Source organism: Ochrobactrum soli (genome assembly GCF_003664555.1).
GTDB lineage: Bacteria > Pseudomonadota > Alphaproteobacteria > Rhizobiales > Rhizobiaceae > Brucella > Brucella teleogrylli.
On the sequence record NZ_RCHH01000004.1, the window covers coordinates 181836 to 194520 of the forward strand.

A 12685-nucleotide genomic window follows, 5' to 3' on the forward strand; every position below is an offset into this window, starting at 1 on the left:
ATGACAATATTCCAAGGATGAAACGACGTGCCGGTTTGACGAATGACATGTCGCCAAAAGCGTAACGGACACAAAGCGCTAGGCGTTATATTCCCATGCGTTCGCGCAGTTGTCTTCGGTAGGAGCGCGAGACGGGCCATGCCTGATCGACAGCGCGCATCCTGATCTGCCACTTGTCGATTTTTCTGCGATCCACATCGACAACATGCAACGTGTTGACGAAGGCGGTTCTGTGTATGCGAAGAAAGATTTTCGACGGCAGCAGGCTGGACCACATGCCGAGCGAGCGTGAATCAAGCAGCATTGATCCGTCTTCGAGCCATATTTCGCTGTAATTGCCCGCCGAGCGCACCCCGACGATGATTTCCGGCTGAACGCCGCGCACGACGCCGCGATTGCTGAGATAGACGAGGGGCGCTGTGCTTTCCGCAGCGATTGATTTTTCGGGCGCTCGATTGGTCGAATATTTGGCTTGCCCAATCAGATTGGCGCACTGAAAGAGGGCGTTGACTTCGCTTGCCGACCATATCTTGTTTGCGACGGTCGTATCGAAGCCGATGATGCCCCGCAGTTTATCATCGTAAAAAACCGGCACGCTGAGTACGCTTTTGTTGCTCTGGCGCAGGAATTCAACCTGAATCGCCCGGGCGGTCCGGGGCAGGTCGGTAACATCGTGGACGGCAACTGCATGTCCCAGCATCAGATATTTGTGCAGCCAGGCAATGAGGGTGGTCGGTGTTTCCTGAAGTTCAGAAATATAGGCTTTTGTCTGGCCCCGGCACCATTCATGGGTGTTGCAGAAGCGGAGCAGGTCGGGCCGATATTCGATCATCCAGGCGCGGTCGGCGTTCGATGCATTGCCCATCAGGGCGAGTTGCTCGGATATGGCGTCGTTGACGGGATATTTGAGCAGGCTCATGCCGCAAAGGTAAGGCCAGTCCAGAGTTGCACTACGCGCAAGATCAGGCTTTACGTGTATCCTGTAGGAGCCCGTTACCTCTGACAATTCAGTATGAAGCATGGACTTCCCTCCGCGTAGCCGGGAATCAAGTGAAATACCAGTACAGGATCTGGCTATCCGACCCAGTCGTCGAAACTGTTAGTGGGCAAACAGCGCTTTTCCATCCGAGACGACTAAATCAGCTAACCTTATCATTACTGAAAAGCCATTGCCAAGTTGCTAAGACTGTAGAGTTGTGTTGTGTCACGAGCGAAAAAACATTATCTCGTGGGACAGTGGATTTCAGCGCGCCGAACGTCTATTGAGTGAGTTCCTCCGACCAGATTGATCACGCAATGAAGATCGCTTTCCATTCGCCGTTGAAATCGCCGTACCATCCTGTTCCTTCCGGGGACCGGCTGATGGCCAGGCTGTTAATCGCGGCTCTGGAGCATGCAGGACATGTAGTTGAAGTTATATCGGAACTCCGCAGCTTCATGGCGGCCCCGTCACTTGAGGTCCTTGCGGAGTTGGAAAAACAGGCCGAGCGGGAGATCGCAAGGATTTCAGCACTTTGGCAACGTGGTTCTTTGCCTGATTTATGGCTCACATATCATCCTTACTACAAGGCTCCCGATTTGCTCGGACCGACTCTTTCAGCGTCTTTCAGCATACCTTATGTGACGGGAGAAGCATCGTACTCGGCAAGGCGTAACACGGGGCTCTGGACCGAGATACAGCAAGGGCTGCTGAAAACTCTTGAACAGGCCGCAGTCAATATCTGCCTGACCAACCGCGACCGGAGGGGATTGCAAGAGGTGTTGCCCGGAGCCCGCTTCGCGATGCTGGCGCCATTCATCGATTGCGCGATGTTTACAGAAACGGTGCTCTGTCCAAAGCCGGATAGGCTGGTAACGGTGGCGATGATGCGCAGCGGCGACAAAATGGAGAGCTATCGGATGCTGGCAAGGTCGCTGTCACTGCTTGATGATATTCCGTGGTCACTCTCCATTGTCGGCGATGGCGCCTGTCGGGCAGAGGTCGAGACGTTGTTTGCTCATTTCGCGCCGGAAAGAATCCAGTGGCACGGGAAACTGGAACCGTCTGACATTGCAACATTGTTCGCGCAGAGCGCTCTGTACGTGTGGCCGGGATGCGGCGAAGCTTATGGGCTTGCTTATCTGGAAGCACAGGCGGCTGGCTTGCCCGTTATCGCTCAGGCTATTGCCGGGGTGCCTGAAGTCGTGCGCGATGGGCGCACCGGCATTCTCACGCCACCGGGCGACATTGACGCCTATGCTGACGCGATACGCTTAGTGCTGGCGAATGCCGCGATGCGCAATGATATGGCTTTTGCAGCGCTACAGTTCGTGCGGGACGAGCGGTCGCTGGAAGTGGCGTCCCGACGTCTTGACGATATTCTCAAACAGCATGTGGGCATTTTATAATGGTGACTGACATCTGGGAGCCGCTGAACCGCGAATTGGATCGATGGTATGAAGCTGGCAAAGTCGCAGACTTTTGGCTGCGTGATGACGATGCCGTCGCTCCCACACCGGCCTTGACGCAACTGCTTGATCTGAGCGCACGCCATTCGGTTCCGGTCGCGCTGGCCGTGATCCCCGAAACCACTGGACAGCCGCTTGCAGAGTATCTTGGCAACCGGCCGCTGGTGACGGTGGTTGTTCACGGCTGGTCGCACAGCAATTTTGCGGGCGACGGTGAGAAGAAGCAGGAACTTGGCCCACACAGGCCAATTGAAGTGGTCACAGCGGAATTGACGGCTGGTTTAACCCGTCTTGAGGCACTCCATGCTGGACGCTTTGTCCCCGTTCTGGTGCCGCCATGGAACCGCATTGCGCCGTCCTTGGTGGACATACTTTCCGGTCTTGGATATTGCGCCCTGTCGGTTTTCGGAGCGGAGAAAGAAGGTTCACTGCCGATGATCAACACCCATGTCGATCTGATGGACTGGCATGGAACACGGGGCGCCCGTGATCACGCGGCGCTGATTGACGATATCGTTCGTCGTCTGCAGGTGATGTTCGACGGTGGCGGGAGCATGGGCTTTCTAACCCATCATCTGGTCCACGATGAGTCCGCTTGGCAGTTTATCGAGGCGTTATTCGCACAAACAGCATCTCATCCTGCCAGCCGCTGGATTGCACTACGGGATATGCACATTCAGCTTCAGGCTTAGACGTCGAAAGCCTGGCCTTCCCGGGCCGAGAAGGCGCCAGCAAACTCACTCGCGGCCTGTCGATCAATCGCCTCGAGTTCCGCGTCTGTACGCAGCGGCGAATGGTGGATGAAAGCAACGTTTTTTGCGCCCGCTGCTTTGGCGAGCCGGATGGCATGCTGCCAGGAAGAGTGCCCATAGCCAACATGCCGCGGCATTTCCGCGTCGGTATAGGTGGTGTCGTAGAGGAAAAGGTCTGCGCTCTGGATCAGATCCAAAACGGCGGGATCAAGAATGCCGGGTTCATGCTCTGTATCGGTGATCAGCGCTACCGAACGACCTCCCCATTGCACCCGATAACCGATGGCACCGCCGGGATGATTGAGCCTTCCGGTCTTAATCTCAACACCGGGATGGGGCTGCAGAATGTCGCCGGGTTTAAAATCCCGGCAGATCATTTTCGCGGGACAGACATCTATTTCAACGGGAAACCAGGGGGGGCGAATAAATTCCGAGACAATCTCGCTTGTGCTCATCTTGCCATACATATGCCCGGACCAGAGTTCCACCGCAGAGCCGGCATCAAAGAGTGGAGCGAAATAGGGCAGACCGATAATGTGGTCATAATGACAATGTGAAAAGAACAGGTTGAAATTGGAAATGCCGTCCGCGAGCAATGATTTTCCTGCGGGTAGCAGGCCAGATCCGGCATCGAACAACAATCTGTGTTCACCGCATTGCATTTCTATGCAGACAGTATTGCCGCCATATCGCTGGAAATCCGGTCCGGAAACCGGAAGGCTGCCCCGCACTCCCCAAAAACGCACCCGAAACACTGTATCCCTCTTCTTTCCGCCGTCGTGCAATTCATGGCATGTTAGCCATGCGGCGAAGCATATGCGAGTACCGAATCTACGTTACTACGAAATATCTAGCACTCTTGTCAGTGATATGAAGCGTGAGACGATGGAAAGGAAATTTCTAGAGGATGGCATCCGAACTCCCGTCTATCGCCGTGATTGCCGACGCGCATTTTCACGATATTTTTGGCGACTATGGCAATGCTGGGGTCACAGTGAGCGAACGGGCTATGGCGTTGCGCCCATTCGCCAACATGGTGCGTTCGACACGAGTGTTCAACGAGAGTTCCGCAGCATTGCCCTACGCGTTGGATGATATAGCTGCCCGAGGAATCCGCCACGTTGTCCTTCTGGGCGACTATTCGGATGACGGCCAGCTGATGACGATGGCAACGCTGCAGAAACTTCTTGACGATTACGCAAGGCGCTTCGGTATGCAGTTCTACGCAGCGCCCGGCAATCACGATATTTTTGGCCCCGGCGGGAGGCATCGGTCAAAACGCTTTTTGAATGCTCGCGGCGGCCATGACTTGGTGACCAGCAATCCGGCGCGCAGGGCCGCTCCTGATGACGATGCGGTGATTATCAGCGAGAGCATGTATTGCGCGGGCTATCCAGAGGGGCTGCGTTCGCTGGGCGATGTCGGGTTTTTCCGAAAACCGGACTATCTGCATTGGGAGACCCCTTTTGGCATTGACGATCATCCATCGGCGAGAGAGTTCGAAATCCGCTCGCCTGATGGCGCGACGGTTCGCAGGCTGATGGACGCTTCCTATCTCGTCGAGCCATTCGACGGTGTCTGGATGCTGATGATCGACGCCAATGTGTTTGTGCCGGTGGATGGAGAAACCGGCGATGATGAGGGGGCGTTCGCGGACAGCACCGATGCCGGTTGGAATGCCATGCTGGTACACAAACGCTTTATTCTGGACTGGATACGATCGGTCACGGATCGGGCCCGGACAATGGGAAAGACGGTCATCGCATTTTCCCATTATCCGGTACTTGATCCACTGGACGGCACGCGGAACGACGAACTGGCCGTGCTCGGGCAGACGAGCCTTATGGGACGCATCCCGGAACTGGAGGTCGGCCATGCCCTGATTAATGCCGGTGTCCGCCTGCATTTCAGTGGGCATTTGCATGTCAACGACACTGCTCGCCTTCGAAATGCCGACGGCTTTCTGTTCAATGTGTCCGTTCCCTCGCTGGTCGCTTTCCCCGGCGCCTACAAGATCGTTCGCATTGAGCCCAATCGGCTGCACATAGAGACGATTAGCATTGACGATATGGCGCTGGACGCTGGCATTCTCCGTCAATATGCGGACGAAGTGGAAAGAGATAAGGTTAATCCCGGCGCGTTGCTTAGTGCCGTCAATTACGGAGATTTCCTGTCGAAGCATCTGGCGCATCTTGTCGGCAGGCGATTTTTGCGCCGGGAATGGCCGGAGGCGCTCGCGGAAGCCGTGAAGACCCTTGGACTATTGGATCTGGCAGCTCTGGCGCGGGTCGAACGCCCCATCTCCGCCGGTGCGCTTGCCGATATTAAGGCAGTCATTGCTGATTGTGATATCCAGCAACAGCTGGCGATTTCCGCCACGGGACATGGACTTGATCCTGTCTCGTTGTCGCGGATTGACGTCATGACTTTTCTGGGCGACTGGTATCGCGTCCGGATGGGGAGTGAGCTTGGGCTTCACGCCATAACAGCGCCACGTCTTGCCGCTTATAAATGGGTATCGGGCATTTATGCCCGCCGTATCGATACAATGGCAGTTGGATCGATACAGGAATCCCTCGGTAGGCTTTTTCGGATGTTTGATTGTTTCATCTCCGGTTTGCCGTCACGAAACTTTGCCATTGATCTCACAACAGGCGAGATACAGCCGTGATGACCAGCGCATTTCTGTATGCAAACCAGCCATAGGAATTGACCAGCAATAAATGTCTGGCCTACAACATATTGATGATGGATACACTTGGCGCTAACGCGACTACCACCGACTGGCATGAAAGCGCATTTGATATTCTGCGTGGCGTTGCCGCATACACTTCAAGCCCGTTGATCAAGGGTTTGTCGAAGGTCCTTGCCGACCACCCGGAGGCGGACCTCGGCAATGCCTTCAACCACAAGCAGGTGGGTTGCAAGATATGGGCGCGGCAGTCGCTGTTCGAGACCTTTGGCGGGAGATTCAATCGCATCGCTATACTGGGCGGCTGGTATGGTGTTCTGGCGGCGATGTTTTTCGAAGACCAGCGCTTTGATATCGAAGCGATAGACAGTTTTGATATTGATCCCGATGTCGGCGCTGTCGCTGAAACTTTGAACAATGCATGGAAGGATCGGTTTCGGGCATTGACAGCGGATATGTATCAGCTTGCCTATCCGGAACTCGGAGCCGATCTGGTTATCAACACTAGTTGCGAACATATTGCGGATTTGCCCGCCTGGCTGTCGCTATTGCCCAAGGGGACCCGCGTTCTCATACAGTCGAACGACTATTTCAGCGAGCCCACCCATGTGAATTGCGTAGCTTCGCTCGATGAATTCGTCGCTCAGGCGGCGTTGGAAACAACAGCGTTTGCTGGCGCGCTGCCGATGAAGAAATATACCAGATTCATGCTGATCGGTACTGTCTAACGCACATCCCGAAAAGTGTGAAACGGTTTTCGGACAAGATGTGCGTGAAAACAAAAAGCTAGCGCCCCGCCAGAAGTCCATGCAGAATCTCTGCCGTGCGATGCGCGCCATCGAGATCAAGTTTGTGAGCGGGCAAACGAGGTGCGGCAAGCGCCTTGGCGATGGCGTCGGTCATGCTATCGACGGATAGCTCGTCTTCTGTGAGAACCGATGCGAGGCCCAGCTTTTGCAGATTGTGTGCGCGTGCGGTCTGTTCGGTTTCGCCACCCGCCGTAAATGGAATGAGCAGCGCTTTGCAGTCCGCACGAAGAATGTCGCAAACCGTATTATATCCGGCCTGCGAGACGGACAGGCGAGCATCGAGCAACAGGCTCGGAAAATTCTGCAGGAAGCGGAAGATGTGGGCATTATTCGGTGCTTCAGCAGTGATTTCGTCAAAATCTGATTGCTGCAGATTGGGACCGGTCACAATGCACCACGAAAGTTCGGGTGACAGGCGCTTTGCAGCCCCAAGCGCTGCGCGGATGAGCAAGGCGCCTACAGCCCCACCTCCAGCCGATACCACGATATTGAAGGTTTCCGATGGTGGCGAGGGCGCGGGCGCGGCAACGAGACCGGTATAGATCACCTTGTCGGCAATATCCGCGTGCAGCGGAAAACTGTCCTCCAGACGCGCAAACTGCGGATCGCCATGAACCAGCACGTGATCGAAATAGCGCTGTACGAGGGCGACGCTTTCCTCGTCGCGACCGGGCTTGGCGCGCTCTTGCAGGATGTCGCGCAATGAGGTCAGCACCAATGGCTTTTGTGTCATCCTGCTGATTTCATCGAGCAGGGGGATCAGTTCGAAACGAACCTGCCGACGCCCGAAGGGAAACGCCTCGATGATGACGATATCGGGTCTGACATCGCGAAAGGTGGCAAGCAGTTTGTCCCGGCGTTCCGCCTTGAACTTATCGGTCACCGGATTGCCGAAGGCGTCGGCAAGGCCCGAAAAACCGGCGTCGCCGGAAGCAATCGCCGGTAGCGCCACATGGTTGACTTCCGGTCCCGGAAATCCGGAAACAGGCATGCCGCCGGTGACCACGGTGACGTCAAAGCCATCTTGGGTCAGCGCACGGGCAATGCGGCTGGCGCGCGCAAGATGACCGATGCCGAGCAGATGCTGGACATAGAACAACACCCGCGGACTTGTCGTCGACTGCCTCATTTGCTTCGCTGCCATTCCGTTTCGAACAAGGACCTCAATTGACGGATACTGTTGTGGAAGTTGAACTCTGTTCGCACCCGCTTTTCGGCAGCGCGTCCCAGACGATGGCGGAAATCCGCATCGCGGATCGCAGTTTCCATAGCAATCGCTAGCGCCTCCGGGTCCTCAGGTGCAACGAGCAGGCCATTTTCTCCATCCACCAAGAGTTCGGGTACGCCAGAGATGTTGGTGGAAACCGATATCAGGCCCTGGCTTGATGCTTCCACCAATACGTTGGGCAAGCCATCCCTGTCGCCATCCGTAGTGATCCTGCAGGCGAGTACGAAAATATCGGCGGCTTGATAGCCAGCAAGGACTTCCTTTTGGTCGAGCGCGCCCTTCCATACGATTTTGTCGGCAATGCCGAGCTTGTCTGCAAGCGCTTTCAAGCTGGCGATCCTGTCGCCATCACCGATGTGCTCAAACCGCCATTGGAGGTCTTTGGGCAGCAGGCTGAGTGCTCTCAGCACGATGTCATAGCCCTTTTTCTCAACGGCACGACCGACGCTCAGGATTCTGACCGGATCGTCCGCGTCGCTGCCGTTGCGCAGTGAACGGTTGCCCTCAAAAGGCCCGAACCGGTCAAGATCGAGGCCGTGATAGCTTAGATGTACGCTGGACGAGGGCCCTCCAAGCTGACGGAGATGATCGAAGCCCGAATGTGTGCAGGTCACCGTCCATCGCGTGCTGGTGAGCTTGCCCTGCAGTTCCCAGTCTGGCGAAGTCCAGATATCCTTGGCGTGAGCGGAGCACGTCCATCCAATGCCGGTGATCTGGCTGGCATAAGCGGCAACGGATGCGGGCGTGTGGATAAAATGCGCGTGAATCCATCCCGCGTCATCGGGCCATTCCGCTGCCAGAACTGCGGCCTGTCCGAAACGCCTGATACGATTGCGCGTCGGGTCTTTCCGAAAGTCCTTGAGCACAGTTACCAAGCCTCGCCAGAAACCGGGGCGCGGCATACAGGCGATCAAGGCCGATAGAACACGGCGCGGTTCTTCGCGCAGATATTCAGGCAGGTAATGGACTGGCGCACGTATTTCGTCGTGCACCGGATGCGTTTTCTTGTCCGTCGGTCGCCGCAATGCCACGAGAACCAGATCAAAACCCGATTGTTCCAGCCCAAGCAATTCCTGAGCAATGAATGTTTCGGACAGGCGCGGATATCCCTTCAGCACCACCACAATTTTCCGGCGATATGACAATTGATTATCCCTTGACGAGCGACAGGTGGTTCGGCTGACGTCGATCCATCAGATCCCCGACAATTTGCGAGATATGCGGTAAGCCTTCGAGCCTGAAACCTTTGGGCGCGCTCTTCGAGGGCGCTGGCCTGCTGGGCAAGGCCTTGAGTGCACTGGCCATGCGGACAGGATCTTCGGATTCGCTGGGAAGCAGCATGTCAATCAGCCCGAGTTCCGCAGCGCGCCGGGCGCGGATCAGCTGTTCCTCACGTGGAAGGATGCGGGGAACGATCAATGCCGGTTTGTCGAAGGAGAGAATCTCGCAATAGGTGTTGTAGCCGCCCATGGCAACGACAGCCTTCGCGCCCGCCACCAGTTCTTCCATCCTGTTATCGAACTCGATGACCTCGATATGAGGGATCGCCTGGCTCTTGCTTATCATCTTGCGGCGCTTCTTCGCGGGCATGTAAGGTCCGAGCACGACCAGCGCCTTGTGCTGGAGCGTGTGATCGTGCTGGTAGGCCCGCACGACATCGTTGACGAGATCGGCGCCATCGCCGCCTCCGCCGGTGGTGACAAGAATATAGTCGCCCTTGGGGCGATGGTCCGGGACTTCCTGATTGGAAACGCTGCGCTGCAGGAAGCCGACGAAATTCATCTTGTCGCGGACACCCTTCGGGACGTCGAGACCCACGAGCGGATCGTAGAAATCCGGCGGCCCATAGACCCAGATCGAGTCATAGAACCTGTCGATCTTATCCATCACGTTTTTGCGCTTCCACTCGGCATCGAGCAAATGCGGCGCATCCATGACTTCGCGCAGGCCCAGAATCAGTGTTGCTCCACGGGTCTTGAGATAGGTGAGCGTCTCCTCGACTTCGCCCTTCATGCCCATCGGTTCCTTATCGACGATAAAAATATCGGGTTGGAACGTTTCGGCGGTATGGCGGATAATCGATTGGCGCATCTTCAGCGTGTCATGGAGATCGGTGTGCCGTTCCATCGACTGGTATTCGCCATTGCGCAGCTTGATTACGCTTGGAATTTTGACGAAATCGACGCGCGCGCGGTAGTCAAAGGCGCCAGCGATCGTGGCGCCCGATATGATGATAATATTGAGACCGCGATAGTCCTCGACAAGCGAATGGGCGATCGTTCGGCAGCGGCGCAGATGGCCGAGCCCAAACGTGTCGTGGCTGTACATCAGGATGCGGACATGCTCCAGGCGGCGCGTCATGATGCGAACCCCGCCGCAACTACAGCATTTCCAGCAAAAGTGCGTAGCGTCTCCGCGGGGAAATCAATTCGCTGGACTGATTTCTTATCCCGCTTCGATGCGTAGGATAATGCGCAAAAACAAATAGATATAGCGGTTCCACGTTTCCGCTTTAACGGGAACCGCTCTAGGTGACGCAACCCGTGATATGGGAAATTTTTCAGCATGCGAACATCCATCTCAACTATACGGATCAGCGACATCGCGAAGACCGTCACCTAGAAAATTGAAGGCCAGAACCACCAGAATGACCGGAATGATCGGAAACAGCAGCCAGGGGTAGAAGACAATGACACTTACACTTCGGGCTTCCGTCAAAAGGATGCCCCAACTGGTTATTGGTGCCCGTAACCCCAGGCCGAGAAAGCTCAGCGCAGTTTCACCCAGGATCATACCGGGAATAGACATGGTTGCAGTTGCGATCAAGTGCGACATGAAGCCGGGAATGAGATGCCGTCCGATAATGCGGGGGCTCTTTGCGCCCATCAGCTGGGCCGCTAGCACGTAGTCTTCCTCGCGCAGTGAAAGCAACTTGGAACGCACGGCGCGCGCCAGCCCAGTCCAGTCAAGCAGTCCAAGGATGGCGGTAATACCGAGGTAAATCAGCATCGGGCTCCATGTAATCGGCATGATGGCGGCAAGGGCCATCCACAGGGGAATGCTTGGAATAGACTGCAGCACCTCTATGATTCGCTGGACGATGAGGTCGAAAACGCCACCATGGTAACCGGCAAGGCCACCGATAACAATTCCGAGAGTAAAGCTGATGACAATGCCGATCAGCCCAATTGTCAGCGAGATTCGAGCGCCATAGAGGATGCGGGATAGCACGTCTCGCCCGAGTCGGTCTGTCCCGAGAAGAAACAGCTCGCCGCCCTTTGCGGGGCAGACCAGATGTAAATCAGTCGAGAATATGCCCCAGAATTTATAGGGATCGCCCGAGCAGAAAAAACGCAGCGGTTCGATCTGGTCTTTCTGATCCACATAGACCCGTCGCAGCGTGTCCATATCGAGCGTCATCTTGCGGCCATAGACGAACGGCCCGATGAAATTGCCGTTGTCAAAAAGGCGGACCGCCTGCGGCGGTGCATAGATGAAATCGACATTGCGTGTATGAAGATTATAAGGCGCGAGGAATTCAACGAAGGCGATCATCACATAAAGCGCGCCGAGGAAGATGGCGGAGGCAAGCGCCAGCTTATGCTTTTTGAATTTCCACCACATCAGCTGGAGCTGAGACGCCCGATAAAAGCGGCTCTGCTCTTCGGTCATGACATCGACCGAATGCGGATCAAAAGGCTCTGTCGAAACAAAGTGAGGCAGGCGTGCGCCCGGTTCGGGGAGGGGTGATGATGTCACTTTGTGCTCCCACCCTGCAATCTGATACGCGGATCAAGAAAGGCGAGCGCAATATCGGAGATCAACACGCCTATGACCGTCAGCGTTGCGAGAAACATCAGGAACGAACCTGCAAGATACATATCCTGGCTCTGCAAGGCCTTTATGAGCATTGGCCCTGTCGTTTCCAGCGAAAGAACGATTGCGGTGATTTCAGCACCGGAAATGATCGCTGGCAGGATCGAACCGATGTCCGAGATGAAAAAATTGAGCGCCATGCGCAGGGGATATTTCACCAGCGTGCGAAAAGGATGCAGACCCTTGGCGCGCGCCGTTACCACATACTGCTTTTGGAGTTCGTCGAGAAGATTGGCGCGCAAACGCCGGATCATCCCGGCAGTGCCTGCGGTGCCAACGATCAGCACGGGTATCCAGAGATGGGACAGGATTGAGGACGCCTTGGCCCAGCTCATTGGTTCGGCCAGATATTTCTGGTCCATGAGATGTCCAATCGAAGTGCCGAACCAAATATTGGCAAAATACATCAGGATCAGCGCGAACATGAAGTTCGGGATCGCTATGCCAAGCAGACCGATAAGCGTCAGCCCATAATCCGCCCAGCTATATTGATGCGTCGCCGAATAGATGCCGATCGGGAAAGCAATCAGCCATGTGAAGATGATCGTGAAGAACGACACCATCACTGTCAGCCAAAGCCGGTCGCCCACAACGTCACTGACGGGCAGCTGATACTCGAACGAATAGCCGAAATCCCCCTGCAACATCCCGGCAACCCAGTGGAAGTAACGCAGCACCGGTGGTTTATCGAAGCCGTACTGGACGCGTAGCTCCTCGATTTCTTGCATGTCCACGGCTTCGCCCTGCGCGCGAAGCTCCGACACATAGCTTTCGAAATAGTCGCCCGGCGGTAGTTCAATAATGGTGAAAACCAGAGCGGAAATGATGATGAGCGTGGGGATCATTGCTGCGATGCGCCAGAGAATATATCGCAGCATGG

11 protein-coding genes are annotated in these 12685 nt (G+C 55.7%); 4 read left to right on the forward strand and 7 right to left on the reverse strand.

Annotation, left to right across the window (positions count from 1 at the left end):
* Positions 1-85 precede the first annotated feature (85 nt).
* On the reverse strand, positions 86-1021 hold the full coding sequence (locus D8666_RS10360; RefSeq protein ID WP_209445975.1) for a LytTR family transcriptional regulator DNA-binding domain-containing protein: 936 nt from the start codon (positions 1019-1021) through the stop codon (positions 86-88).
* A 275-nt stretch (positions 1022-1296) separates the two neighbouring features.
* Between D8666_RS10360 and D8666_RS10365 the strand changes: the two genes are divergently transcribed.
* Together D8666_RS10365 and D8666_RS10370 are read left to right on the forward strand one after the other, a co-directional pair.
* Positions 1297-2388 carry a glycosyltransferase family 4 protein gene (locus tag D8666_RS10365; protein ID WP_121537680.1) on the forward strand — a complete coding sequence of 364 codons (1092 nt, stop codon included), beginning with the start codon at positions 1297-1299 and terminating at the stop codon, positions 2386-2388.
* Positions 2388-3140 (forward strand): polysaccharide deacetylase family protein, encoded by a 753-nt coding sequence (locus tag D8666_RS10370; protein ID WP_371830803.1) that lies wholly within the window; start codon positions 2388-2390, stop codon positions 3138-3140. The genes D8666_RS10365 and D8666_RS10370 overlap by 1 nt, the downstream gene beginning before the upstream one ends.
* Here the strand turns inward: D8666_RS10370 and D8666_RS10375 are convergent.
* A complete protein-coding gene (locus D8666_RS10375) occupies positions 3137-3955 on the reverse strand; it encodes an MBL fold metallo-hydrolase (protein ID WP_235858927.1) in 819 nt (272 codons plus the stop codon). The genes D8666_RS10370 and D8666_RS10375 overlap by 4 nt on opposite strands.
* A gap of 152 nt (positions 3956-4107) precedes the next feature.
* Between D8666_RS10375 and D8666_RS10380 the strand changes: the two genes are divergently transcribed.
* Both D8666_RS10380 and D8666_RS10385 read left to right on the forward strand, forming a co-directional pair.
* A complete protein-coding gene (locus D8666_RS10380; protein ID WP_121537682.1) occupies positions 4108-5871 on the forward strand; it encodes a metallophosphoesterase family protein in 1764 nt (587 codons plus the stop codon).
* Positions 5872-5945: 74 nt separating this feature from the next.
* Positions 5946-6620, forward strand: coding sequence for a class I SAM-dependent methyltransferase (locus D8666_RS10385; RefSeq protein WP_235858928.1), 675 nt, complete (start codon positions 5946-5948; stop codon positions 6618-6620).
* Between the two features lie 58 nt (positions 6621-6678).
* Here the strand turns inward: D8666_RS10385 and D8666_RS10390 are convergent, their stop codons facing one another.
* The 5 genes from D8666_RS10390 to D8666_RS10410 form a co-directional block, all read right to left on the reverse strand.
* Positions 6679-7845, reverse strand: coding sequence for a glycosyltransferase family protein (locus D8666_RS10390; protein ID WP_235858929.1), 1167 nt, complete (start codon positions 7843-7845; stop codon positions 6679-6681).
* A complete protein-coding gene (locus D8666_RS10395; protein ID WP_121537686.1) occupies positions 7827-9074 on the reverse strand; it encodes a glycosyltransferase family 4 protein in 1248 nt (415 codons plus the stop codon). Before D8666_RS10395 ends, D8666_RS10390 begins: the two co-directional genes overlap by 19 nt.
* 4 nt (positions 9075-9078) lie before the next feature.
* Entirely contained in the window at positions 9079-10290 is a 1212-nt protein-coding gene (locus D8666_RS10400) for a glycosyltransferase family protein (RefSeq protein ID WP_121537688.1), read from the reverse strand.
* A gap of 219 nt (positions 10291-10509) precedes the next feature.
* On the reverse strand, positions 10510-11688 hold the full coding sequence (locus D8666_RS10405) for an ABC transporter permease (RefSeq protein WP_109366140.1): 1179 nt from the start codon (positions 11686-11688) through the stop codon (positions 10510-10512).
* Positions 11685-12683, reverse strand: coding sequence for an ABC transporter permease (locus D8666_RS10410; RefSeq protein ID WP_109366139.1), 999 nt, complete (start codon positions 12681-12683; stop codon positions 11685-11687). Before D8666_RS10410 ends, D8666_RS10405 begins: the two co-directional genes overlap by 4 nt.
* Between the last annotated feature and the right edge of the window lie 2 nt (positions 12684-12685).

Bases quoted from the DNA above. Each gene is read 5' to 3' on its own strand.
- D8666_RS10360 (WP_209445975.1), bottom strand. From the start codon at position 1,021: ATGCTTCATACTGAATTGTCAGAGGTAACGGGCTCCTACAGGATACAC.
- D8666_RS10365 (WP_121537680.1), top strand. From the start codon at position 1,297: ATGAAGATCGCTTTCCATTCGCCGTTGAAATCGCCGTACCATCCTGTT.
- D8666_RS10370 (WP_371830803.1), top strand. From the start codon at position 2,388: ATGGTGACTGACATCTGGGAGCCGCTGAACCGCGAATTGGATCGATGG.
- D8666_RS10380 (WP_121537682.1), top strand. From the start codon at position 4,108: ATGGCATCCGAACTCCCGTCTATCGCCGTGATTGCCGACGCGCATTTT.
- D8666_RS10385 (WP_235858928.1), top strand. From the start codon at position 5,946: ATGATGGATACACTTGGCGCTAACGCGACTACCACCGACTGGCATGAA.
- D8666_RS10390 (WP_235858929.1), bottom strand. From the start codon at position 7,845: ATGGCAGCGAAGCAAATGAGGCAGTCGACGACAAGTCCGCGGGTGTTG.
- D8666_RS10400 (WP_121537688.1), bottom strand. From the start codon at position 10,290: ATGACGCGCCGCCTGGAGCATGTCCGCATCCTGATGTACAGCCACGAC.
- D8666_RS10410 (WP_109366139.1), bottom strand. From the start codon at position 12,683: ATGCTGCGATATATTCTCTGGCGCATCGCAGCAATGATCCCCACGCTC.